Source organism: Clostridium algidicarnis DSM 15099 (assembly GCF_002934235.1).
In the GTDB taxonomy this organism is placed as follows: Bacteria; Bacillota; Clostridia; order Clostridiales; family Clostridiaceae; genus Clostridium_L; species Clostridium_L algidicarnis.
The window spans coordinates 19,421-43,983 of record NZ_PTIS01000019.1; the positions used below are offsets into that span (position 1 = coordinate 19,421).

25 protein-coding genes and 1 riboswitch are annotated in these 24,563 nt (G+C 30.7%); of the genes, 13 read left to right on the forward strand and 12 right to left on the reverse strand.

All coding sequences use genetic code 11. The features are described 5' to 3' along the window. Nucleotides 1-253: 253 nt before the first annotated feature. From BD821_RS11370 to BD821_RS11385, 4 genes are all read right to left on the reverse strand, one after another. Entirely contained in the window at nt 254-703 is a 450-nt protein-coding gene (locus tag BD821_RS11370; RefSeq protein WP_104410577.1) for a DUF1129 domain-containing protein, read from the reverse strand. Continuing rightward, nucleotides 693-941 (reverse strand): helix-turn-helix transcriptional regulator, encoded by a 249-nt coding sequence (locus BD821_RS11375; RefSeq protein WP_104410603.1) that lies wholly within the window; start codon nt 939-941, stop codon nt 693-695. Before BD821_RS11375 ends, BD821_RS11370 begins: the two co-directional genes overlap by 11 nt. Nucleotides 942-1,018: 77 nt before the next feature. Then, nucleotides 1,019-1,360 (reverse strand): cupin domain-containing protein, encoded by a 342-nt coding sequence (locus tag BD821_RS11380; RefSeq protein WP_104410578.1) that lies wholly within the window; start codon nt 1,358-1,360, stop codon nt 1,019-1,021. Between the two features lie 201 nt (nt 1,361-1,561). Beyond that, complete coding sequence (locus tag BD821_RS11385) at nt 1,562-2,749, reverse strand: 3D domain-containing protein (RefSeq protein ID WP_104410579.1); 1,188 nt, start codon at nt 2,747-2,749, stop codon at nt 1,562-1,564. Between the two features lie 256 nt (nt 2,750-3,005). On the opposite strand from BD821_RS11385, the gene alr reads away from it, so the two are divergent. Both alr and pdxR read left to right on the forward strand, forming a co-directional pair. Beyond that, a complete protein-coding gene (gene alr / locus BD821_RS11390) occupies nt 3,006-4,160 on the forward strand; it encodes an alanine racemase (protein ID WP_104410580.1) in 1,155 nt (384 codons plus the stop codon). Between the two features lie 18 nt (nt 4,161-4,178). Next, on the forward strand, nt 4,179-5,621 hold the full coding sequence (pdxR, locus tag BD821_RS11395) for a MocR-like pyridoxine biosynthesis transcription factor PdxR (protein WP_104410581.1): 1,443 nt from the start codon (nt 4,179-4,181) through the stop codon (nt 5,619-5,621). A gap of 98 nt (nt 5,622-5,719) precedes the next feature. Here the strand turns inward: pdxR and BD821_RS11400 are convergent, their stop codons facing one another. Continuing rightward, nucleotides 5,720-5,923 (reverse strand): hypothetical protein, encoded by a 204-nt coding sequence (locus BD821_RS11400; protein WP_029451658.1) that lies wholly within the window; start codon nt 5,921-5,923, stop codon nt 5,720-5,722. Between the two features lie 182 nt (nt 5,924-6,105). Here BD821_RS11400 and BD821_RS11405 point away from each other — a divergent pair, with 182 nt between their 5' ends. Together BD821_RS11405 and BD821_RS11410 are read left to right on the forward strand one after the other, a co-directional pair. Next, the gene (locus tag BD821_RS11405; protein WP_104410582.1) at nt 6,106-7,614 is read left to right on the forward strand and encodes a DUF1846 domain-containing protein; all 1,509 of its coding nucleotides are present in this window, start codon (nt 6,106-6,108) and stop codon (nt 7,612-7,614) included. A 47-nt stretch (nt 7,615-7,661) separates the two neighbouring features. Next, a complete protein-coding gene (locus BD821_RS11410) occupies nt 7,662-8,264 on the forward strand; it encodes a flavin reductase family protein (protein WP_029451656.1) in 603 nt (200 codons plus the stop codon). A 157-nt stretch (nt 8,265-8,421) separates the two neighbouring features. On the opposite strand, the gene gap is transcribed toward BD821_RS11410, so the two are convergent. From gap to BD821_RS11430, 4 genes are all read right to left on the reverse strand, one after another. Next, nucleotides 8,422-9,468 (reverse strand): type I glyceraldehyde-3-phosphate dehydrogenase, encoded by a 1,047-nt coding sequence (gene gap, locus BD821_RS11415; RefSeq protein ID WP_104410583.1) that lies wholly within the window; start codon nt 9,466-9,468, stop codon nt 8,422-8,424. 208 nt (nt 9,469-9,676) lie between these two features. Next, nucleotides 9,677-10,168 (reverse strand): ferritin family protein, encoded by a 492-nt coding sequence (locus BD821_RS11420; RefSeq protein WP_104410584.1) that lies wholly within the window; start codon nt 10,166-10,168, stop codon nt 9,677-9,679. A gap of 46 nt (nt 10,169-10,214) precedes the next feature. Continuing rightward, nucleotides 10,215-10,787, reverse strand: coding sequence for an indolepyruvate oxidoreductase subunit beta (locus BD821_RS11425; RefSeq protein WP_104410585.1), 573 nt, complete (start codon nt 10,785-10,787; stop codon nt 10,215-10,217). A 13-nt stretch (nt 10,788-10,800) separates the two neighbouring features. After that, complete coding sequence (locus BD821_RS11430) at nt 10,801-12,582, reverse strand: thiamine pyrophosphate-dependent enzyme (RefSeq protein WP_308165770.1); 1,782 nt, start codon at nt 12,580-12,582, stop codon at nt 10,801-10,803. Between the two features lie 286 nt (nt 12,583-12,868). Here BD821_RS11430 and BD821_RS11435 point away from each other — a divergent pair, with 286 nt between their 5' ends. The 5 genes from BD821_RS11435 (at nt 12,869) to BD821_RS11455 (ending at nt 17,984) form a co-directional block, all read left to right on the forward strand. After that, complete coding sequence (locus BD821_RS11435) at nt 12,869-14,164, forward strand: 2-hydroxycarboxylate transporter family protein (RefSeq protein ID WP_104410586.1); 1,296 nt, start codon at nt 12,869-12,871, stop codon at nt 14,162-14,164. 252 nt (nt 14,165-14,416) lie between these two features. After that, on the forward strand, nt 14,417-15,175 hold the full coding sequence (locus BD821_RS11440; RefSeq protein WP_104410587.1) for an exodeoxyribonuclease III: 759 nt from the start codon (nt 14,417-14,419) through the stop codon (nt 15,173-15,175). A gap of 45 nt (nt 15,176-15,220) precedes the next feature. Further along, a complete protein-coding gene (locus tag BD821_RS11445) occupies nt 15,221-15,799 on the forward strand; it encodes a nitroreductase family protein (protein WP_104410588.1) in 579 nt (192 codons plus the stop codon). Between the two features lie 35 nt (nt 15,800-15,834). Continuing rightward, a complete protein-coding gene (locus tag BD821_RS11450) occupies nt 15,835-16,545 on the forward strand; it encodes a Crp/Fnr family transcriptional regulator (RefSeq protein ID WP_104410589.1) in 711 nt (236 codons plus the stop codon). A gap of 206 nt (nt 16,546-16,751) precedes the next feature. Next, nucleotides 16,752-17,984, forward strand: a complete 1,233-nt coding sequence (locus BD821_RS11455) for an FprA family A-type flavoprotein (RefSeq protein ID WP_104410590.1) — start codon at nt 16,752-16,754, stop codon at nt 17,982-17,984. A gap of 142 nt (nt 17,985-18,126) precedes the next feature. On the opposite strand, the gene BD821_RS11460 is transcribed toward BD821_RS11455, so the two are convergent. Both BD821_RS11460 and BD821_RS11465 read right to left on the reverse strand, forming a co-directional pair. Then, nucleotides 18,127-18,591, reverse strand: a complete 465-nt coding sequence (locus tag BD821_RS11460) for a DMT family transporter (protein WP_104410591.1) — start codon at nt 18,589-18,591, stop codon at nt 18,127-18,129. A gap of 18 nt (nt 18,592-18,609) precedes the next feature. Next, nucleotides 18,610-19,032: a DMT family transporter gene (locus BD821_RS11465; RefSeq protein WP_104410592.1), complete on the reverse strand. Its 423-nt coding sequence runs from the start codon at nt 19,030-19,032 to the stop codon at nt 18,610-18,612. Nucleotides 19,033-19,157: 125 nt separating this feature from the next. Between BD821_RS11465 and BD821_RS11470 the strand changes: the two genes are divergently transcribed. Next, on the forward strand, nt 19,158-19,856 hold the full coding sequence (locus BD821_RS11470) for a cyclic nucleotide-binding domain-containing protein (RefSeq protein ID WP_104410593.1): 699 nt from the start codon (nt 19,158-19,160) through the stop codon (nt 19,854-19,856). Nucleotides 19,857-19,911: 55 nt separating this feature from the next. Here the strand turns inward: BD821_RS11470 and BD821_RS11475 are convergent, their stop codons facing one another. Next, entirely contained in the window at nt 19,912-21,174 is a 1,263-nt protein-coding gene (locus BD821_RS11475) for a DEAD/DEAH box helicase (protein WP_029451633.1), read from the reverse strand. A 317-nt stretch (nt 21,175-21,491) separates the two neighbouring features. Between BD821_RS11475 and BD821_RS11480 the strand changes: the two genes are divergently transcribed. From BD821_RS11480 to BD821_RS11490, 3 genes are all read left to right on the forward strand, one after another. Next, nucleotides 21,492-22,133 (forward strand): undecaprenyl diphosphate synthase family protein, encoded by a 642-nt coding sequence (locus BD821_RS11480; RefSeq protein ID WP_104410594.1) that lies wholly within the window; start codon nt 21,492-21,494, stop codon nt 22,131-22,133. Nucleotides 22,134-22,217: 84 nt separating this feature from the next. Beyond that, nucleotides 22,218-22,399, forward strand: a riboswitch (cobalamin riboswitch). A 307-nt stretch (nt 22,400-22,706) separates the two neighbouring features. Further along, nucleotides 22,707-23,597 (forward strand): YitT family protein, encoded by an 891-nt coding sequence (locus BD821_RS11485; RefSeq protein WP_104410595.1) that lies wholly within the window; start codon nt 22,707-22,709, stop codon nt 23,595-23,597. Between the two features lie 21 nt (nt 23,598-23,618). Then, nucleotides 23,619-24,467, forward strand: a complete 849-nt coding sequence (locus BD821_RS11490) for a YitT family protein (RefSeq protein WP_104410596.1) — start codon at nt 23,619-23,621, stop codon at nt 24,465-24,467. Nucleotides 24,468-24,563 lie beyond the last annotated feature (96 nt).

A 24,563-nucleotide genomic window follows, 5' to 3' on the forward strand; every position in this document is an offset into this window, starting at 1 on the left:
CAATATTTATCCATTTAATTCCTTAGCGTGGGTTTTGTCGGAAATGTTGGCGTGGATATCATGGATATTTTTCTGATTTATATGGTTACTATTGGGAAGTTGCTTGGGGCCCAAACTTTGAATATGATGATAAAGGCATGCTTGTTTTTTAGTAAGTAAAGTTCAATATATACATAAGAATAAAATGGAAAGTCTAAAAGTCTTAATTACTATAGTTGTAGTGATTAAGACTTTATTTTTAAACGTAAATGTTTTATTCCATCCAGTTTATTTTCTTTGCTTGTTTGTGAATTAGATTATTGTATAGAAATGTAGATGCCACCAAGGTAACACTAAACACTGAATGTATTATATAATTTGGTATAGTGAATAAAACAATTCCCCATATAAACCAGTAAATTGATGCTTGTTTTAGTATTGAAAGAATTAATTCTATAGGTGAAATTTTTCCATAGCTATCTACAATAGAGTCACACCAAGATTTTTCATCAGCACCGATTATATCGGATAAAGTTTTTCCGCGTTTTTCAGCCTCTATGGCCATTCCAATCAAATCTTTTCTTATAATTTCTCTATCAAAGGTTCCAATTTTAGATATTTGTACATAGTTTAAAATACGAGATAAAAATTCTTGATTTATATCAATTAGTTCTTTGGTATTAGTTTGATTTTGCTTCCTTAATAAATTTAACTCATTTAACATTATTGATACCCCCCATAGATAATATGGTATTTACAGATTGAGAAACTTCATTCCAATTTTTATAGAACTCTTTTAGAGTTAAAATTCCTTCTTTTGTTAGAGAATAATATTTTCTAGAAGGACCGAGAGGTGAGGGACGAAACTCTGAATTAATGAGATTCTTTTTTTCAAGTCTTAAAAGCAGAGGATAAATGGTAGATGAAATGTAAATATATACAAAGAATAATATAACAGATATTTACGAAAAAAGGGATTAGGGGAAGTTTAACTTTCCCTAATCCTTATATATGAAATTATATATTAAAGGTTATTAACTTATATTTCTTTTGAATATACAGGTGATGGATTTGGGGCGAGCACTACAAAGCAAGACATATCTTCATTACCAGTATTTTTTAAGCTAAATATTTCAGTACCCTTACAGTGAATTACATCACCTTTAGAGATTTCATGGCTAGTTCCGTCTACTGTCATATCTCCCTTACCTACAAGTACGTGAATAATAAGGTCACTTTGTTCATGATTGTGAGGTGGAACCCCTTGGCCTGGCTTAAAGTTTAAAACAAAGTTAAGAACTCTATTCTCATTGAAAATAATCTTTTTTGTAAGATTATCATCGGAATAAACCATTTTATCTGCTATTTTTTCTATTTTCATATTAAAACACCCCTTTTAATATCTCGTGTAATATGTCACACGGATTGTATTTGATTATAGTATAAAACATTAATCTTTAATATAATGTGATTTAAATCAAAATAAATTCATTATTATAAATAAATATATTTTTAATATAAATGCAAAAGGATTTAAGTTCATCTCATTTGGAGTATTGAACTTAAATCCTTTTAATTTAGCTTACCATTCATTGGGATAAGCAATAAGGCTAACTGTAACATTCCTTCGGCCAAAGGCAGAGCATTCTGATTTTGAATTCATATATAGATCTATTTTAAGATTCTTTATGGCAGAACCAGTATCTGCAGCGATGGCATATCCATAGCCTTCTATGTATAGCTTTGACCCTAAAGGAATAACAGAAGGATCTACTGCAACGGTACTAAGTCCAGAAGCATTTCTTATAGGTTTTAATCCTGAAGCTGTTAAAAGACCATCAAAGTAAGCTGTTGCCTCCATAGTATAAGTCTTTTTAGCAGGGCTAGATCCCCGGTCAATACTTCCAATATTAGTATTACTTACCTTATTAGAAGCGGTTTCCTTCATTGATCTTAGGGAGCTTGTACCATCATTTATGGCATCTTGAGCCTTGTTTTTTACAGAGGATGTATTTAGTTGTGGAAATAGTGACCTTAACGTAGATATTGCATCTTTAATTTCACTTTCAGAAGAACTAGAAGATTTAATTACGGAAACTGAATGTGATATTAAAGAGTTTTCATTTTCTTCTATAATAGATGCAGCTTTTTTCTTTTCAGCGCTTAGTTTATCTAAAGCGATCTGTTGAGATTCCTTTTTAGTGTTTATATCTTTAAGAGACTCTTGTGTAGAAGACTCTAAAGTTTTAAGCTCATCTTTTTTATTATTCAAATTATTTACATCTAAATCAAGTGCTGCCTTTTCTTTCTCTATATCACTTATTAACTTTTTATCTAGAGATATTACTTTAATCACAGCTTGGGCATTGGATATCGCATCAGAAAAGTTGTCTGATGATAATATTACAAATAAAGGATTAGAAGATAAGTTACTTTTATACATAACACTAAGCCTTTTTCCTAAGACCTCTTGTTTTTCTTCTAAGACTTTTTTGCTTTTTGTAATTTCAACTTCTGTATTTTTGATCTTATCCTCAGTTTTACTAATTTCAGATTTGTTTTCTAAAAGCTTAATATTTAACTGACTTATTTCTGAGTTGAGGCTAGATATCTCGCTATTTAAATCAATAATCTGGTTATCTAATTGTTGAATTTGAATGGTACCTTTTTCAATACTTTCTTCCGGAGTAGCACTCGCAACATGTGTTGTAATAACACTATTACACACTATTAATATAGAAGTAAGCGATATTAATACTTTTTTATTCAAAGTTTTGTCCTCCTTGTATATTGTGTATTGTTTTAATTAATAGCTTTTTAGCTAATTAATTAAACTGATCAAAACTTATTACATAAGTATACATGAAGATTTAGTTATATTCCAATGAAATATTTATAAACAATAGATGTTAAAGGTATTTGAACCACTAGAATATGAATTTAACTCTAGGGTGGCTCTTTCATTTATAGCAAGTTTCTTTGTATAATAGTATAATTAAATAAGATACTAAATTAGAGGTGTAAATATGGATTCAAATATTCGGTCAGTTTGGGCTGAAATAAACTTAGATGCAATTGGGCATAATATGAGGCAAGTTAAAGGACTATTAAAAGATAAAAGTATAATCGCAGTAGTAAAAGCAGATGCTTATGGACATGGTGCTACCTATGTGGCCCCTACATTGTTAGAAAATGGAGCAACACACTTAGCGGTGGCAAGTATAAGAGAAGCTATGGAACTTAAAGATGCAGGAATTAAAGCACCTATAATAATTTTAGGATATATGCCTATAACATTTGCAACAAAGGTTATAGAAAATAATATAGAACAGACAGTATATGGATTAGATTATGCAAAGGAATTATCGAGTACTGCCATAAGTATGGGGAAAAAAGCTAAGATACACATAGCTATTGATACGGGAATGGGTAGGTTTGGATTCTTGCCTAATGAAGATAGCCTTAAAGAAGTTTTAGAGATATTCTCATTAGAGGGAATTATAGTAGAGGGTATATTTACTCACTTTTCAACTTCAGATGAGGAAGATAAAGAGTATACTTATAATCAATTTAGAAAGTTACAAGAGTTTTGTGATAAACTTTCAAGTAAGGGTGTAAATATACCTTTAAAACATGCAGCTAATAGTGGAGCTATAATGGATTTACCTGAAACTTACTTAGATGCTGTTAGAACAGGTATATTATTATATGGATATTATCCATCCTCCTATGTAAATAAAGAAAGGATATCTTTAAAACCAGCTCTTACATTAAAGACTCAGGTTGCTTATGTTAAAGAGATGGAGGAAGATATGTATATAAGCTATGGTATGACCTTTAAAACTGAAAGGAAGAGTATAATAGCAACTTTACCTATAGGATATTCAGATGGTTATTCAAGGCTTTTAAGTGGTAAGGCTAAAGTTATAATAAATGGAAAGTTAGCACCTGTAGTAGGAAGGATATGCATGAATCAGTGTATGATAGATGTAACTGATGTAGGTAATGTAAACATTGGAGATGAAGTAATACTAATTGGTGAGCAGGGAAATTTAAATATAGATGCAAATTATATAGCAGAAATCATGGGAACAATTAATTATGAGGTAATTTGCATGATTAAAGAAAGCATATCCAGGGTATTTATTAAAGATGGAGAAGTTATAAATGTCAGAGACTAGATAGTAGGAGGTGATTTCTTGATCTTTTCATCCTTTGAGATTAGTGCTGAAGAAAAGATAAATGTACAGATAGAAAATCATATAAAAGAAGCTATAGAAAAAGGGATCTTACAAAAAGGCGATAAGCTACCTTCAACTAGAGAAATAAGTAAAGTACTAAATGTAAGCAGAAATTCTGTGATTATAGCTTATGAGAACTTAGAGAACCTAGGAATTATAAAGAGTTTAAGGGGTAAGGGTACATTTGTAGCAACTGAAGCTAATACTATAGATGGGGACCTTACCATTAGCTGGAGCCATATGGTTAATGATTATGGTAATAGTTGTAGAGATTTAGATATAATAAAGACAGAGTTACCTTGGAAAAAAGGTATGATTTCATTTAAAAGCATCGCTCCTGATGAAAGTTTGTTTGATATAGAAGAATTTAAAAGATCCTTCTTAAATGTGTTTTCTACAGAGGGTGATAAATTATTAAATTACGGCTATGCTAAGGGATACAAACCTTTAATAGAGTATATCAAAATGTATATGGCAAATAAGGGCATAAATGTAGATCAAAAAGATGTACTAATAACTAATGGATTTACAGAGGGCTTTGATATATTATTAAGTACATTAACTAAAAGAGGAGATATTATAGCCTGTGAAGAACCAACTCACAATACGGCTATAAAGATAATGAGGTCACATGGACTAAATATAGCATCTGTTCCTATGAACTTTGATGGGATAGATATAGATTTATTAGAAAAGACACTTAAAGAGAAGTCTCCAAAATTATTATATCTAATACCTTCTTATCACAATCCAACGGGTATTGTAATGAGAGGTGAGAAGAGGCAAAAGGTATATAAGCTTTGTGAAAGATATAAAGTACCTATATTAGAAGATGGGTTTAATGAGGAACTTTTATATTCTAGTTCCCATGTAGCTCCTATAGCATCTTTATGTGTAAAAGGAAATGGAGTAATATATGTAGGTAGCTTTTCCAAAGTTTTATTTCCGGGACTTAGGATAGGATGGATTTTGGCTGATAAGAATCTTGTAGATACTTTAGAAAGTGTTAAGAGAGCAAGGACTATTCATTCTTCTTTTTTAGATCAAGCAATACTTTATAATTATATGGAAAGCGGCGCTTTTACAAGATATATGAAAAAGATAAGAAAGCATTATAAAGATAAGTATAATTTCACACTAAAGCAGGTAAAAAGGTATATACCCTATGAGTATATATGGGGTGAAGGTGGACTTCATATTTTTATAAAGCTAAAAGGAGTAAGTGGAAGGAAGGTCTTAAAAGATTGTTATGATAAAGGTGTTGTGTTTATGCCAGGGGATATATTCTATAATGAGGATAATGGGTCAGAAACCATAAGAATAGGATTTTCAAGAGTAACTAAAGAAGATATAGAAAAGGGCATAAAGATAATAGGAGATGTAGTTAAAGAATTAAGTTAGTAGTTAATGAACTAATGAATTAAGTTATAAGATATAAAAATTATACATCACCTCCCTTAAATATTTATAGAAAAGTAATAAAAAAATTTTTTATTATTTTAAGTATTAGACTTTTTTGTAATTAGCCAAATAAAAAACACACACATAGGACCAGCTAAAAAAATGCTTAAAACTAAACCAGAGAGTATACATGCAAATAACCCGCAAATGCCAAGAGTCATTTGCTTTTTTATTGTTCCAAGTATAATTGGCCCTAAACCACAAATGGCACCTACTATAAGGGAATTTATAGTACTAATCATATAACACCTCCTTGTATAGTTAAATTACTAAGGGTTTAAAATGAGTATATTATTTACCTAAAAAAATTCACTTTTAAAGAATTTTATGTGATAATATAAAAATGTGTATTATTAAATTTATTCAATTTATTAAATATAAATAACAAAAAGAAAAATTATTATAATTAAGTGAGGCGTAGAAAATGAAGATAGGATTTGATCACAAAAAGTATCTTGAGGAGCAATCTAAATATATATTAGAAAGAGTTAATGATTATGATAAGCTTTATTTAGAATTTGGTGGAAAACTTTTATTTGATCTTCATGCAAAAAGGGTTTTGCCAGGATTTGATGAAAATGCTAAGATTAAATTATTACATAAGTTAAAAGAAAAAGTTGAAATAATTATATGTGTATATGCAGGAGATATAGAAAGAAATAAGATAAGAGGTGATTTTGGAATCACCTATGATATGGATGTGTTAAGGCTTATTGATGACTTAAGAGGTTATGATTTAGAAGTAAACAGCGTTGTAATAACAAGATATGACGATCAACCTTCAACTACTGTATTTATAAATAAGCTAGAGCGTAGAGGTATTAAAGTTTATAAGCATAGGGCAACTAAGGGATACCCAACTGATGTTGAAACAATTGTAAGTGAAGAAGGCTATGGCAAAAATCCATACATAGAAACTACGAAGCCTATAGTTGTAGTTACAGCGCCAGGACCTGGTAGTGGTAAGCTTGCAACTTGTTTAAGTCAGCTTTATCATGAAAATAAAAGAGGAAAGGTCGCTGGATACTCTAAATTTGAGACTTTTCCTGTTTGGAATGTTCCATTAAAGCATCCTTTAAATATAGCCTATGAAGCAGCAACAGCAGATCTTAAGGATGTAAACATGATAGATTCTTTCCATTTTGATGCATATAATAAAGTTTCTATAAATTACAATAGGGATATTGAAACATTTCCTGTACTTAAAAGGATAATTGAAAAGATAACAGGAGAAGAATCAGTGTATAAATCCCCAACAGATATGGGAGTTAATAGGGTAGGCTTTGGAATTATTGATGATGAAGTAGTAAGAGAAGCTTCAAAACAAGAAATCATAAGAAGATATTTTAAAACTGGTTGTGAGTATAAAAAAGGATACGTAGATAAGGAAACCTTTCAAAGGGTAAAACTTATTATGGAAGAACTTAATTTAAAAGATACTGATAGAAAGGTAGTTATGCCTGCAAGAGAGTATTCTACTAAATTAAAGCAAAAGGCGGAAGAAAATGAAATTTGTTCAGTAGTAACCATTGAGCTTTATGATGCAACCATATTAACAGGAAGAAGCTCTGAGATAATGGATGCGACGGCAGCTGTTGTATTAAATGCAGTTAAGTACCTTGCAAATATATCTGATAGTATTCATCTTATTTCCCCTGTTATACTAGAACCTATTATAAACTTAAAGATGAAAACCTTAGATACTAAAAATACAGCCTTAAGCTGTGAAGAGGTGTTAATAGCTCTTAGCATATGCGCTGCTACCAATCCTACAGCTCAAGCAGCTATGGAAAAGCTAACCATGATAAAAGGATGTCAAGCTCACTCTACCACAATTTTAAGAAAGAGCGATGAGCAAACATTTATAAAGCTTGGAATTGATATAACCTGTGAAGCAGAATATCCAACAGAAAATCTATATTATAATAATTAATATAGAATCAAAGCTTTTTTAATAAGTTAAGGGAAAGGAAAGGGAATATGACAAAAAGGATATTTAAGGCCAGCGCTATATTAAATCCAGTGCCAGTAGTTTTAATAACTACTCAAAACAAAGAAGGTAAGACAAATGTTTTTACAGTAGGATGGGTAGGTACAGCATGTACTAGACCGCCTATGGTAACCGTTGCGATTAGACCTGAAAGATTATCTTATGATTATATAAAAGAAACTGAAGAGTTTGTAATTAACCTACCTAATGTTTCAATGACAAGAATAGTTGATTACTGTGGGGTTACGTCAGGACGTAAGGTAGATAAGATAGATAAGCTTAATCTTAATACAGAAGAATCTCAAAAGGTTTTAGCACCATCTCTATCAGATTGTCCTGTTAATATAGAGTGTAAGGTTAGGAGTATTACAGCATTAGGAAGTCACGATTTGTTTTTAGCAGAGGTAGTATCTATTTCTGTTGATGAAGATGTAATAGATACTACAGATAAGATTTGCCTTGAAAAAGCTAACCTCTTAGCATATTCTCATGGTGAATATTTTGCACTTGATAATAAGCCTTTAGGAAGCTTTGGATATTCAATACAAAGAAAAAATAAGAAAAAGAAAAAGAAAGCAATAAGTAAAGAGTAATTTTTAAAAGACGTTAAAACACCACCTTAACTTAGACTAATCAAAGTTAAGGTGGTATTTTAAGATTTATATAATATTTTAATATAGTAACAAATTGAACAGTCTAAAATTAGACTTATCTATTTTGTTTTTAAATAGGGTATTTAATTTTTATATATTAAATTGCTATATCTACATTATCTTCATTAGCTTTTTCCATTTTAGCTGCAGTATAATTTACTAAGTCTACTGTTCTACAAGAATATCCCCATTCGTTGTCATACCATGAAACAACCTTCACAAGGTTACCGTCCATTACCATGGTGGAAAGCCCGTCTATTATTGAGGACCTATCATCTTGCCTATAATCAATAGATACTAATGGTTCGTCTGAATATCCAAGTATACCTTTCATAGAATCCATTGAAGCTTTCTTTAATGCATTATTTACCTCTTCAACTGTTACATCTTTTGAAAGCTCACAAACAAGATCTGTTATTGAAACAGTAACAGTAGGTACTCTTAATGAAAATCCATTTAACTTACCCTTAAGATTTGGGAGTACTTTCCCTACAGCTTTTGCAGCACCTGTTGTAGTTGGAATTATGGATTCTCCTGCGGATCTTGCTCTTCTTAAATCCTTATGAGTTTTATCTAGTAACTGCTGGTCATTTGTATAAGAATGAATAGTTGTCATTAGGCCTTTAACAATACCAAAGTTATCATCTAAAACTTTTGCAAAGGGTGCAAGGCAATTTGTAGTACAAGAAGCATTTGATATTACAGTATGAGTTTTAATATTTAAGTCTTCTTCGTTAACCCCCATAACTATAGTTATATCTTCATCTTTTCCTGGTGCTGTTAATATTACTTTTTTAGCTCCAGCCTTTATATGCTTTAAAAGATCCTTTTTCTCTTTGAATATGCCAGTGGATTCTACTACTATATCTACACCTAAGGCTTTCCAAGGTAGGTTTTCAGGATCATTTTCTCTACATATCTTTATGTGATTGTCGTTTACAATTAACATATCTTTTGTAGTTTCAACAGTTCCGTTGAACTTACCATAACAAGAATCATATTTAAAAAGATGAGCTAAGGTTTCACTATCAGCTCTTGCATTAATAGCAACTATTTCAACATCATTATTTAATCTATCCTCTGCAATTCTAAGCACGGATCTTCCTATTCTACCAAAACCATTAATAGCGACTTTTATAGACATATTACTTCCCCCTATATGATTAATAATGTATAATAAATATTAAACTAACATATTAGTGTATATAGTATACTATATATGCGACAAAACAATTATATGTGTTATACTATTTATAACAATAAACATCATACTTGTCAAGAGTATAAATTAAAAATGTGGTGACTATACTTAAATTAATAAGTATAGTCACCACATTTATTACCTATATTAGTTAAAATGGTGCATAACCTTGGTCATTCCACCAACCTTCTTTAAGTTTTTCATATTGAGCGGAAAATTGATCAAGATGGGATTTTTCCCACTTTACTAATGTGTTAAATATATCTTTTGCACCCTTACTTGTACATTTAGATGCTGCATTAGTATAAAACTCTACAGAGGCTCTTTCCATTTGGATACCTATTCCAAATACAGATACTGCTATGGCTGCATCTTTTCTATCTAAGTTACTAAAAGAAAAGATATTTGGAGATGGAACTTTATCTAAAAGAGCTAAATTCATTTTATCTTCATCACTGGTAGTTATTTTTTCAAATAAATCGTTTAGCCATTCTATATGATTTTCTTCCTCTTTTGCAAGTTCTAGATAACTACTTTTTACCTCAGGGGAGCTAGATTGATTAGCTGCCATCTTATAAAATTCATAACCTTCTATTTCGTTTATGATTGCTTGTTTTATTACACTAAGTTCTTCATTATTCATTTATATCTCTCCTTTGTATATTTTATATAAATTAGATTTTTTAACTTTAATCCATTTTTCCGCTATTAAATGCGTTTAGATTAACTTCTAAGGTTTTTGATGGAACGTACTTTTCAATAACACTTTCCCATGTGCTGTCTTTAAAAGGTAAATATTTAGCGATGGATCCTAAAAGATAAATATTAGAAGCTTTTATGTTTCCGAGAGACTTAGATTTTTCCTTTGCATCTACATAAATAACTTCTAGTCCTCTTTTTTCAATCTTATCTTTTATATCTTTAGGGTAATCCTCTTTTTCGATTAAAACCCTATTGGGGAAAACAGCTTCATTATTTATTATAACTTTGCCCTTTGGTGCTACCGTATGACACCATCTTAATCCTTCTAATTCTTCCATTGCAAGTAATATGTCAGTTTCACCTTCAGGTATCATGGCGGAATAGACCTTTTCACCAAACCTAACATTGCCAAACACCATTCCACCTCTTTGAGATAGTCCAATAACATCACTAGTCTTAACATCAAAGCCTTCTTTAAAGGCTACTTCTGCTAATATACTGGTGGCTAAAATTAAGCCTTGTCCACCTACACCGCTAATTAAGATATTCGTAGTACTCATATTCTAATACCTCCTATTTTTCAATATTGCTTCTTTTTATGGCTCCAACAGGACATACTTGTGAACAGACAGAGCATCCAACACAACTGCTCGGATCTATATAAGAATTTTTCTTTTCTTTACCTTTATATAGTTTCATAGATATAGGAGGGCAGTTTGTTTTTATACAGTTCCTACAGGATATACAGACACTAGAATCTACATAAAAGTGAGGTTCTTTTACTTTAAAGTTTAGAGCACAAGGTCTTGTAGTTACTATAACTGATAGTCCATCTCTTTTCATGGCATCTAAAATTTCTTTTTTTGTTTCATTGTATTTAAACTGATCAACTACAGTTACATCTTCTATGCCAAAAGAATTCAATACCTTAGGAATATTAACACTATGAGTACCAAGGTCCTTAAAGTATTCGCTAGTGGTTGGAGTAATTTGTCCTCCGGTCATAGCAGTAGTTCTGTTATCCATAACTATTACTGTTATGTTTTCTTTAGAACTTGATAGCTGTAAAAAGCCTGTCATACCTGAATGGAAGAAAGTCCCATCACCTATAGTAGCTACAATTGGCTTTTTATTTCCTGAAAGGTTTTGTGCCTTAACGATTCCAAGTGCCATGCCTAAAGATGCACCCATGCTTATATTTGTTTTATGAACTTCAAAGGGTTCTTGGATGCCTAGGGAGTAACAACCTATATCACCAATTACAGTAGCTTTAGCCATTTTTAATATATGAAATATAGGCCTATGAGGACATCCAGAACAAAGCATAGGAGTTCTTCTAACTGCATATTCTTTTTCTATAAGAGGCATTTCAATATCTAAAATATTAGCATCTTTAAGTCCAATTTTAATAGACTCTACAGTTATTTCGCCTGTGAAAGGAAAATATACTTTGCCTTCTACATTTAAGCCTCTTATTTTAAGCTCGTCTTCTATAAATCCTAAGGTCTCTTCTATTACAACTAATCTTTCATATTTTTCAGATAAGGTTTTTATATAGTCAATAGGAAGTGGCCATACCATAGCTAATTTTAAGATATCAACATTTGTATCAATTTCCTTAAGATTTTCATAACATAAGCTACTTGTAATTATTAAAGTAGAGGATCCTTTACTTTCTAATTTATTATTTATATTGATATTATTATATTGTTCAAGCTTTACCATGCGCTCTTTCATAAAGTGTTGAGCAGCATTTGCAAAGGGTGGTAGCATACAGTATCTTGATTGATCTTCAACAAACCCTTCTGGTATATGTTCTATTCTATCTTCTAATTCAACGATACCTCTTGCGTGACATAATCTACTAGTAAGCCTTATCATTACAGGGGTATTAAACTCTTCACTAAGCTTCAATCCTTCTTTCACAGCTTCCTTAGCCTCTTGTGGTGTAGATGGATCTAAGATTGGGATGTTAGCAAATTTACCCCAAAATCTACTATCTTGCTCATTTTGAGAAGAGGTAAGGCCAGGATCATCGCCAACTACTAGTAAGAATCCACCTTTAGTTTTAATCTGTGTAAATGTCATAAAAGGATCTGATGCGATATTTATCCCTACGTGTTTCATAGAAACTATTGACCTTGCACCACCGATACTTGCCCCCATGGATATCTCTATAGCTACCTTTTCATTAGTTCCCCACTCGGCATAGATTTCATTGTAAGATCTCATGCTGTCTAAAATTGATACTGTAGGGGAACCTGGGTAACTAGATGCAACTAAGCCACCAGCCTCATAGAATCCTCTACTTATAGCTTCATTACCTGTTAGAATATTTTTCGTCAATATAAGCACCTCCAAAGTTATAAAAATTTTCAGAAGATTATATTTATTATAACATAAATTTATCCTATAAATTAAAGATAAAAAGAATAAGATGGATGTATTTATAAAAAAGGTTATATAAATTTACTAAACTAAGAGTAAAACATTAAAACTTTACTTTTTAGAAGTGTATACTATAATTAGGAATGAAAGAAAACTAAAATGATATGTCATTATTTTATTTATAAAGGTACATTTTTGATAGGATATGTTTTATAATAAAATAAGAAAACATATACAACAGGAGGAATGCTAAATGAAAGAAAAAGTTACAAGCTTTAAATCAGAATACAGGATTATGGGATTAAGTGTACCTGTATTTTTATTACTATCGGTGGTTGTACTTATTGCTACTTACTTAGAAGTATTGCCTAAAGGCATGGTGGGGGCGTTCCCATTAATGATAATAGTAGGAGCTTTGCTTGGGGAGATAGGTAATCATTTACCTATCATTAAAGATTATTTTGGAGGGGGCCCAATTGTAATAATTTTTGGATCAGCGGCTTTAGTGATGTATGGCGTATTTCCGAAATATGCTACGGATATTATGACAAACTTTATGACAGGAGAAGGTTTTCTTGATTTTTATATCGCAGCGTTAATAACAGGCAGCATACTAGGCATGAACAGAGAATTGTTAATTAAGGCTGCAGTAAGGTATCTACCAGCAATCTTAGGTGGTGTAGTGGTTGCTATCAGTTTTGTAGGTATTGTAGGAGCGATTATAGGGTATGGGGCAAAGGAAGCAATACTTTATATAGGAATACCAATAATGGGAGGCGGTATGGGAGCGGGTGCGGTTCCTTTAGCAAAGATATTTGGATCAACTCTTCAAAAGGATCCAAAGGAGATGCTATCCATTATGGTTCCAGCTGTAGCCCTTGGAAACTCATTAGCAATAGTTGTTGGTGGTCTTCTTGATAAACTTGGAAAAGTCAAACCTTCACTTACTGGAAATGGTAAGCTTATGAGTATAAATGAAGACGTTATCGTAGAAAAGGAAGAGAAAAATCCTATAGATTATAAACTTATGGCCATAGGACTTTTAATATCTGGTATATTCTTTCTATGGGGAAATATAATAGGCAAGTTCTTCCCAGCTATTCATCCTTATGCTTGGATGATTATATCTGTAGCTGCAGTAAAAGCACTTGGTATTATGCCTAGAAAATATGAACTTGCATGCTTCCAATGGTTTCAATTTGTAATGGGAAATCTTACAGGGGTACTTTTAGTAGGGATAGGTGTTGCATATACTAACTTAGCGCAAGTAATAGATGCAATGACACTTCAATATTTACTTCTTGTAGGAGTAACAGTTATTGGAGCCGCTCTAGGGTCCGGAATTGTTGGAAAGCTTGTAGGGTTCTACCCAATAGAAGCTTCAATAACTGCTGGACTTTGCATGGCTAACATGGGAGGAACAGGGGATGTAGCAGTACTATCTGCTTCAAAAAGAATGGAACTTATGCCTTTTGCTCAGATATCCTCAAGACTTGGTGGAGCATTTATAATGATATTAGCTAGTGTTATATTAAAACTTATCTTTTAGAAATTATAACATATTTAATATATGAGATAATTATAGGATTAATAATTTAGTTGATTTAAGAGACTATCTCAAAATATTATTTGGCGATAGTCTCTTTTTAATATTTTTAAATTGATAATAATACATTAATATCAATTACTTTTTAAAAATTATTATTACTATCTAGGTGGAACTTAAGATTAATGGTACAATATATTTAATAGTTGTAAAGCGTTAATATAGCGTAGTATTAAGAAAAGAGAGGTAACTTAAATGAAGAGAATAATTTCATGGAACGTTAATGGAATAAGAGCGTGTGTTAAGAAAGGTTTTTTAGATTACTTTAATGCAATGGATGCAGATATATTTTGTATACAAGAAAGTAAGCTTCAAGAAGGTCAGATAGATTTAAATCTTGAAGGATATCATCAGTATTGGAATTACGCCGAAAAGAAGGGGTATTCCGGGACAGCTATCTTCACTAAAGAAGAGCCTATTTCAGTATTTTATGGACTAGGTATAGAAGAGCACGATACAGAAGGAAGGGTCATAACATTAGAATATGATGATTTTTATATGGTAACAGTATATACTCCAAATTCAAAGCCAGAACTTGCAAGGCTTGATTACAGAATGCAATGGGAGGATGACTTTAGAGAATATATAAAGCATCTTGATGAAAATAAACCCGTTATAATTTGTGGTGATTTAAATGTTGCACATGAAGAAATAGATTTAAAGAATCCTAAAAATAATAGTAAGAATCCAGGTTTTAGTGATGAAGAAAGAGGTAAGTTCACAAGTTTTCTTGGAAGTGGATTTATAGATACCTATAGATACTTTTATCCAAATAAAGAAGGAGCATATTCTTGGTGGTCTTATAGATTTAAAGCTAGAGAAAATAATGCAGGATGGAGAATTGATTACTTTTGTGTATCAAAAAGCCTTGAAGAAAGATTAGTAGGAGCAGATATACACAGTGAAGTTTTAGGATCAGATCACTGCCCTGTAGAGCTTAAGATACAATTATAATAAAGCTTAGGATAACAACAATAGAGGTTCAAAGGAGGAAGTTTTATGGATGTAATGGAAGCAATTAAAACTAGAAGATCTATAGGAAAGTTTAAAGATGAAAAGGTTCCAAAAGAGCTTATAGAAAAAGTAATTGAAGCAGCAACTTTTGCACCTAATAGATATATTACAGAACCTTGGAGATTCTTTGTTATAAGTGGAGATGGAAGGCGAGCTCTTTCAAGGCTTATGGAAGACATTGCATTAGATTCAGGCATTGATCCCAATAGTGAGGAAGGTAAAAAGAACATAGAAAAGCAAAAAGATAAACCCTTTAGAGCACCAGTAATTATTGCTGTAGCAGCAGAAGTTACTGAAGATAAAAAGGTAATCAGGTTAGAGGAATTAGGTGCTACTTATGCTGCTATTCAAAACATGCTTTTAGCAGCTCATTCATTAGGTCTTTCTTCCTACTGGAAAACAGGAAAGGCTTGCTATAGCAATAAAATGAAAGAGTTTTTTGGATTGAAATCTAAAGATGAAGTGTTAGCTTTAATATATTTAGGATATCCTGACGCCAAGAAAGCCATGGTACGTAGAAAATCAGCAGACAGTTTAACTAAATGGATAGAAAGTGATATATAAAACGAAATGAATGTAAAAGGGTAGGAGATGCTTTAATGAGTAAGTACAGTTGTGATAGTTGCATGAGTAAATTATGTGCTAAAAAGGTACCTATATTTTCATTTTTATCCGATGATGAGTTAAGAAAGATAATATCAATGACAGGTCATCTTCAGTTTAAAAAAGGTGAGGCCCTTTGTTATGAAGGAGAAAGTTCTGATACTTTATTTATTATAAATGAAGGAAAGGTGAAACTTTCAAAGATGACTAAAGATGGGAAGGAACAAATAGTTCATATACTTTCTAGCGGTGATTTTTTTGGAGAGTTAAACCTATTTAATGATGAAGAAAGGTATAATTTCTCTGGATACGCTATTTCTAATGTAAAGATTTGTACTCTTTCAAAAAAGGATATGGACTATATTTTAATAAGGAATCCTGAGATTTCTCTAAAAATATTAAAAGAAGTCGCAAAAAAACTAACAAGTGCAGAGAACTTAGCTCAAAACTTGGCTACAAATGACGCAGAAATAAGAATTGCTCATATGATACTAGAGTTTAGTGAAAAATATGGTAAAGTCACTAAAGAGGGAGTAAAAATAGAACTTCCTATAAATAGAGAAGAGATGGCAAACTACTGTGGAATAACAAGGGAAACTATAAGTAGAAAGCTTAGCGGATTTGAAGAATTAGATATAATAGATTTTATTGGGAATAAGATCTTAATAATAAAAGATGAGAAGTCACTTAGAGAATACGTAGAATAAAATGAGATATATTAAAAGGCAGTCCACGCAAATTGTATTTAAATACAATTTATGTGGACTGCTTTTTAAGTTTTTAAAACTGTGACTTGAATCATATTTTAAAAGCAATAACAGATATAGAATTAAGACATAGTAAGACACAAGATAAATAAATAAGAATTTTGATAAATAAATATAAATAACTAATACACTAGGAGGTATTTAATATGGAAAATTTCAAAATGATTAATGAAAAAACTTATTGGGTAGGAAAAGTGGATGATAGAGATGTACCTTTTCATAGATTAACTCTAACAAAGGGAACAACATATAATAGTTATTTATTAATGACAGAAAAGCCAACAATAATTGATACTGTGGATATGGCTTTTGCAAGAGAGTATACTGAAAACTTAAATAGCATAATAAACTTAGAAGATATTAAATACATTGTAATAAATCATACAGAGCCAGATCACTCAGGAGCATTAGGAAGTCTTGCTTCAAAGGCTAAAAATGCAGTTATTGTATGTACTAAATTCGCAGTAGAAGAGTTAAAAGAAATGTACAAGCTTCATACTAGAGAATTTTTAGTAGTTGGTGATGGAGATAGTTTAGATATAGGTGGAAAGACACTTAAGTTTATAGAAACACCATACCTTCATACAGAAGAAACAATGATAACTTATTGCGAAGAAGATAAGATTTTATTCCCTTGCGATATATTCAGTACTCATGTAGCTAATTATGAATATTTTAATGATGAAGCAAAGGAAGATATTACACCGGATTTCATTGGATACTATACGTTAATAATGCACCCACATAGAAGATATGTTCAAGATATGATAGAAAAGATAAAGGATTTAGACATAAAAGTTATAGCACCCTCACATGGGTTTATTCTAAGAGAAGATGTTAAAAAGTTTATAAACATATATGACGATATGAGTAAAAATACACAATCTAATAAAAAGGCGTTGTTCGTATACTCTGGAATGACTAGCAATACTAAAAAGATTGCTTTAATTATGAAAGAAAGTCTTGAAAAAGACAATATAGTAACTGAAATTATGGATATAAATAAGGTATCTAAAGAAGAGGCTTTAAAGGCAATTGAAGGAACAAATATGTTATTAGTTGGTACATCAACAAAATACGGAGATGCAATAGGAAGTTTAGAGGATACAATAAAAGAACTTAAAGATATAAACTTACAAGGGAAAATTGCAGGGGTATTTGGATCATATGGATGGAGTGGAGAAGGAATTGAAGTTGCTCAAGATTATTTAAATGAAACGAATATGAATGTTTTAAGTACTTCAAATATAATAAAGTCAACAGGGATGACAGATATAGAATTTCCAATAAGGGTAAGATTCTCACCAAAGAACGAAGATATAAAGAAAATTGAAAAGGCATCAAAATTTGTAGCGGACTTGTTATTAAATTCAATTTAATAAATTAAACTTAAATAAGATAAGTGAAGATATAACTTTCATACTTTGATATTGAGTAAAAAGGCGCTAACTTTAGATGAAAAGTTAGCGCCTTTTATGTAGATGTTACTTAATAACATTAAAATGTATTTTGTAATATATATTAAACTAAATTGCTGGTATCATTAACCTTTAAAGATTTTCTATCTATATTAGAGTTATATACTAATCCTAATATGATAAATGTACACCCTATAAATTTTCCCTTTGAAATAGGGTTCCCAAAGATGTAATCTACAATTATGCCTGTAACAATTTGTCCTATAAAAATTAATAATGTGGAATATATTACAGGTATCTTAGGTATTATTACATTTGAAAGTATTACCACAGCAACGCCTACCATACCGCCTAAATAAGCCCATAAAGGTATTCCTGAAAAGCCCTCAGTCGACATTTTAAAAAGCGACCCATTAAATATACAGACTAAAAGTATACATATTAAACCTACGGTATAGTTTATAACAGTACCCTGGATAACGCCGATTTCTTTGCCTAGTCTTGAATTTATTATAGAGGCTAAGGTAACTAGAGCTCCGCCTATAAATGCTAAAATTATATATAACATAATATCCCTCCTTTTAAATTAGTATATAAGCATAATAACTATGCCAAAGGAAATAAATAAAAGTCCTATAAGCTTTTTACTTTTGAATTTATGAACTGCCATATTAAATAAGCCAAAGTGGTCTATTAATATTGATAACACAAGTTGTCCAAATAGAGCCAGAGATAAAGTTAAAGAAGCTCCTAAGTTTTTGAAACATATACTATTGAAAATTACAATAAATATACCTATGGCTCCACCGGTGAAGAAATAAAGAGGAGTGCCTTTTTTTAACTTCATCTTATTTTTAGTTATAGCTAATACAATTAATACACATATTAAACCTATTATATGAACTAGTAAGGTTGAAATATAATACCCTAAATAAGTAGATAATCCTCCATTAAAGGTAATCATTATAGAAATAAGGATACCCACTACTATTGCTAACAGATTATTCATAATTAATCTCCTATCTTTAATATTCTTAACTAATTTATATCATAAAATCATCAAAAAGTAATATGACATATGTCACAAGGAGTGTAAAATATGTATTATAATTAAGAGATAGGGGTGATTTTATTATGGTTAAAATAAAGGATAAATATAAGCTCAATTACTATGTACAAAGATATAACATAAACGATATTTTTCAAAAAGACATGGTTCCTTATATGGATTTAGTTTTATTTGAAAAAAATGAACATATCTATAAGGCTGGAGATGATATGACGTATTTTTATTTTTTGGTAAAGGGTAAAACTAAGGTTTACAATCTTCTTAAAAATGGCAAAAGCCTATTATTGAAGTTCTATAAACCTCTAATAATAGTAGGTGATGTAGAGTTTATTGATAAATATAAAGCTGATTCTAATATCCAAGCAATAGAGGAGTGCTTATGTATAGGTATAACTATGGAAAACATAAGAAAGTATGCTATAGATGACTGTAAGTTTTTAAGATATATATGTAAAGAGCTTGGAAATAAATTAAGTAGTATATCTAAACATAGTGCCATAAATCTCTTATATCCTTTGGAAAGTAGATTTGCAAGTTATCTTCTAGCCACTACCCCTGAAAACAATGATTATTCAAAGGTTCATGAAATTTATACAGATAAGCTTACAGAAGTAGCAGAACTTCTAGGAGCTAGTTATAGACATTTAATTAGGATTATTCATAAACTTGAAGAACAAAATATAATAAAGAAGCAGAAGGGTTCTATAATTATATTGGATAGAGGGGCTTTAGATGACATAGCAGAAGATATATATGAAATCTAATTATAATTTACCAGAGAAGTTAAACTATAATTAGATGCATAATGTTAATATAACTTTATTTTTTAGGCCTTGGCTTTCTTGTATTTTTTCTAAAGCTATTATTTGAATTAGATCTTTTAGTGGAAGGCCTATTATTTGAGGTCTTCTTTTTAATGTCATTATTAATTATTGGTGCTGTTATATTTATAGCATAAGGATGGTCTTTTACAACTGGGATAGATTTTTCTATAAGATGCTCTATATCTTTAAGATATGCAAATTCTTCCTCATCACAAAAGGATATTGCTATTCCATTTAAACCAGCTCTACCAGTTCTTCCGATTCTGTGGACATGGGTTTCTGGTACATTAGTTAAATCAAAGTTAATAACATGAGATAAATGGTCTATATCAATGCCTCTTGCGGCTATATCTGTTGCAACTAAAACTCTTGTTTTGCCTTCTTTAAAATTGCTTAAAGCTAATTGCCTTGCAGATTGTGACTTATTTCCATGTATAGCTTGAGCATTTATTCCTGCCTTAACTAGGTCTTCAGTTATCTTATTTGCTCCGTGCTTTGTTCTTGAAAATACTAGAGCAGAAACAATAGATTTGTCTTCCAATAAGTGAATTAGTAATGATCTTTTATTCTTTTTTGAAACAAAGTATACTGATTGATCAACAGTATCAATAGTAGAAGAAACAGGTGCTACTGCAACTTTAACTGGATCCTTTAAGATGGAATCCACTAATTTTTTAATCTCGTTTGGCATAGTTGCTGAAAACAACATGTTTTGCCTAGTTACAGGTAATCTTGTTATGATTTTTTTTACATCATGTATCATACCCATATCGAGCATGCAATCTGCCTCATCAAGGACAAAGAACTCTACACGATGTAGATCAATAAACTTTTGATTAACCAGGTCAATTAATCTTCCAGGTGTTGCAACCAAAATATCTACTCCAGATTTTAATGCATTAGTTTGTGGATTTTGAGATACGCCACCAAAGATAACTAAGGTTTTAAGGTCTATATATTTCCCGTAAGATTCAAAGCTTTCACCAATTTGAATAGCAAGTTCTCTAGTAGGAGCAAGTATAAGTGCCTTAATATGGTTGGATTTTGACTTAGGGTTTTCTTTATTAATCATAAGCTGAAGTATAGGTATAGCAAAGGCAGCTGTTTTACCAGTACCAGTTTGTGCACAACCTAGAAAGTCTCTTCCATTAAGTATAGGGGGAATAGACTGCTCTTGTATAGGGGTTGGCTTTTCATATCCTTCAAGTTTTAAAGCCTTTTTTATTGGGGTTATAATATTTAAGTTTTCAAATAACATTTTTTCTCCTTTTTAATTACGTATTTTAGTATATATTATTGTTGATAAATATCAATAAAATTTACAGTTTTAAAAATCATAATATTTAATTATAGTAAAAGATATTTATATTTGTATTTTTATAAGGATGATAATATTTTACGACTTTAATATAATAACACAAACTAATGGATTTCCCTAAAATATATTAAATAATACACAACTTATGTGGTTAAATTTTCTATAGGTGTTAATAATATAAAAGGCAGAGTATTTATTATAAAAAGTAACTATTAATTTATACTTGTGTAATATATGGAACATTTGAGGTGAAAGCAATGAGAATACCAAATCACATAGGAATAATTCCAGATGGCAATAGAAGATGGGCTATAGATAAAGGCTTATCTAAAGAAAGCGGATATGAATCAGGTATTGATCCTGGATTATTACTTTTTAAGTTATGTGAAAAACTAGGAATTAAAGAGATAACCTATTATGGATTTACAGTAGATAATACTAAAAGACCAAGGGAACAAATAAAGGCATTTACAGAGGCTTGTATTAATTCTGTAAACATACTTTTAAAGGAGGATGCTGAACTTCTTGTAGTAGGAAATACTAAATCTCCAATGTTTCCAAAAGAATTGCTTCCTTATACTACAAGGAGGGTCTTTGGGAAGGGAGGAATGAAGGTTAATTTTCTTGTTAATTATAGTTGGAAGTGGGATCTTGAGCATCTAAAGAGGTCTAAAAGTGTAAGTAATAACATTACAAATCAAATTCAATCTTGCGATGTTTCAAAAATGGATTTAATTATAAGATGGGGAGGTCGAAGAAGATTAAGTGGATTTCTTCCAGTGCAGTCTATTTATTCTGATTTTTATATAATAGAAGATTATTGGCCAAATTTTAAAGAAAAACATTTTTATGATGCAATAAATTGGTATGATGCTCAAGATATAACTCTTGGGGGTTAATAGGATATTAAATATAAAGACTTCACTGATTGTAACCTGTTGAATAGAGCATAAATAACTGATATAATTAAAGCGTAGCATAATAAAATAATAATTGTTTTAGGTACCTTTTTAGGTTTAATAGGGAAAGTGGTGAAGATCCACTACAGCCCCCGCTACTGTATACGGCGACAAAACCAAATCCACTGGAGATTATCTCTTTCTCTGGGAAGGGTGGTGAAGGGTGACCCGTGAGTCAGGAGACCTGCCTTAAACAATGTATGGAACTTCGGAGGGAAGCAAAGCCATGAATAATAAGTATTAATAATACTGATTTTTTTGTTGTGTAATTATTGAGCTTATTGATTCATAATATTAGATACTTTATGCCTCCGTTTTACGGAGGTTTTATTTATTTAATTTTTATGAGTCATTCAGTATCTATCATCATTAATGTAACTAATAACTTTTTCAATTTAAGCATTAGTGGTAAGAAAGTATAGAGATTAGGTTATGTCTTTTAGGAGATGTTAGCATCATGGGAATTTTTGATACTATAGCTTAGTAAAAAAAATATGTGGGGAGAATATCTAAATGAGTAAAATCAAGAGTCACAGAGAAATCAGAAAAGAAAAAGAAAAGGAAAAGGAATGGTACGTTAAGGTAATTAATATTTTAATAGGAAGTTTCCTTTATTCTATTGCAATCAATGCATTTATAATACCTCATAGACTTTTAAGTGGAGGAGCTGCGGGAATATCTCTTATCTTACAATATGTATCAAATATACCTTCAGGGTATTGGGTTTTTATTATTAATATACCAGTATTTATTATAGGGTATAAGTTAGTAAATAGAGAGTTTGTAGTTTTAAGTTTTATTGGAATGGTATCAATGTCTATATTTTTAGTTTTAACAAAAGATATGGTAAGTGTACTTAAAATAGAGGATATTTTTATATCAACTTTAGCAGGAGCCGTTGTGAGTGGGGTAGGAATGGGAATGATATTTAAACAAGGTGCCTCTCAAGGAGGGACTGACATAGTAGCTATAATACTTCGAAAAAGAAATGGAATGAAAATGTCCACTTTATACTTTGCTTTAAATGGTGTAATTGCAATGATGGGAATCTTAGTTACAAATCTTACATTAACACTTTATACTTTATTATTGATGTATATAAAATCAGTGGTTATAGATAAGGTTTTAAATAGCTTTAATAAGAAAAAGATATTATTAATAGTTACGTCTAAGGAAGAAGAGGTATCAGATTGCATAATTAAAAAGATAGGAAGAGGCACTACCTTCCTTTACGGTGAGGGTGCATATACTGGTGTCAAAAGGAAGATAATATACTGTGTAGTTAGTGAAAATGAATTAAATATGGTCCAAAAATTAGTAGAAGAAATAGATGAGTCAGCTCTTATTTCAGTTTCGGAAGCGGCAGATGTTCACGGAAATGGATTTTTACGATCGGTTATATAGTAAAATTATAGGGGGGTTATTATGAGAGAGAGGGTAAAGGAATTAATTTTTATAAGTATAGGTAATTTAATGGTGGCATCAGGTATGTACTTTTTTCTTATGCCTAATAATTTAGCTACTGGAGGAGTTAATGGACTTGGTTTAATAATTAATTATTATTTACCTAAGCTCCCTGTTGGTGCTTTGATGATGATGATGAATTTAATCTTATTTATCGTAGGTTTCTTAATCATAGGAAAGGCCTTTGGAGCAAAAACTATATATACAAGTTTGGAACTTTCAGGCATGATATGGATAATGGAAAAGCTTTGGCCTTTAAGTGGGTCTTTAGTAAATGATATGATTATAGAATTAATATTTGGTATATTAATGACTGGTATAGGTATGGGCATCATATTTTATCAAAATGCATCTACTGGGGGCACTGATATAATTGCTAAAATAATAAATAAGATTTTTAACATTAATATGGGGGTAGCTTTATTAATATCAGATTTCACAATAACTCTTATGGCTGGGGCTACCTTTGGTTTAAGAATTGGTATGTATGCATTACTTGGAGTTATTATAAATAGCTTTGTAATTGACTCAGTAATTGAAGGCTTTAATATATGTAAAGAAGTTGTGGTTATAAGTTCAAGTGGTGATAAAGTCAAAAAATATATTATGGATGAATTAGAAAGAGGAATTACAATATATTCTGCAAATGGTGGATATACAGAAGAAACAAAAGAGGTTATAACTACAGTTCTAGATAGAAGAGAGGTAATAAAATTAAATAAATATATTAAAGGAATAGATAAGGATGCTTTTATAATAGTTAGAAGTGTTCATGAAGCTATAGGTGAGGGATTTAAGATAGGTATTTAACTAAATTACAAGAAAGAACTAAGAGAAAAGTTTAGGCTTTTCTCTTTTTATTTTGTAGTTTTTTAATCATTTATATAGCAAGGCTATTTTGATTAG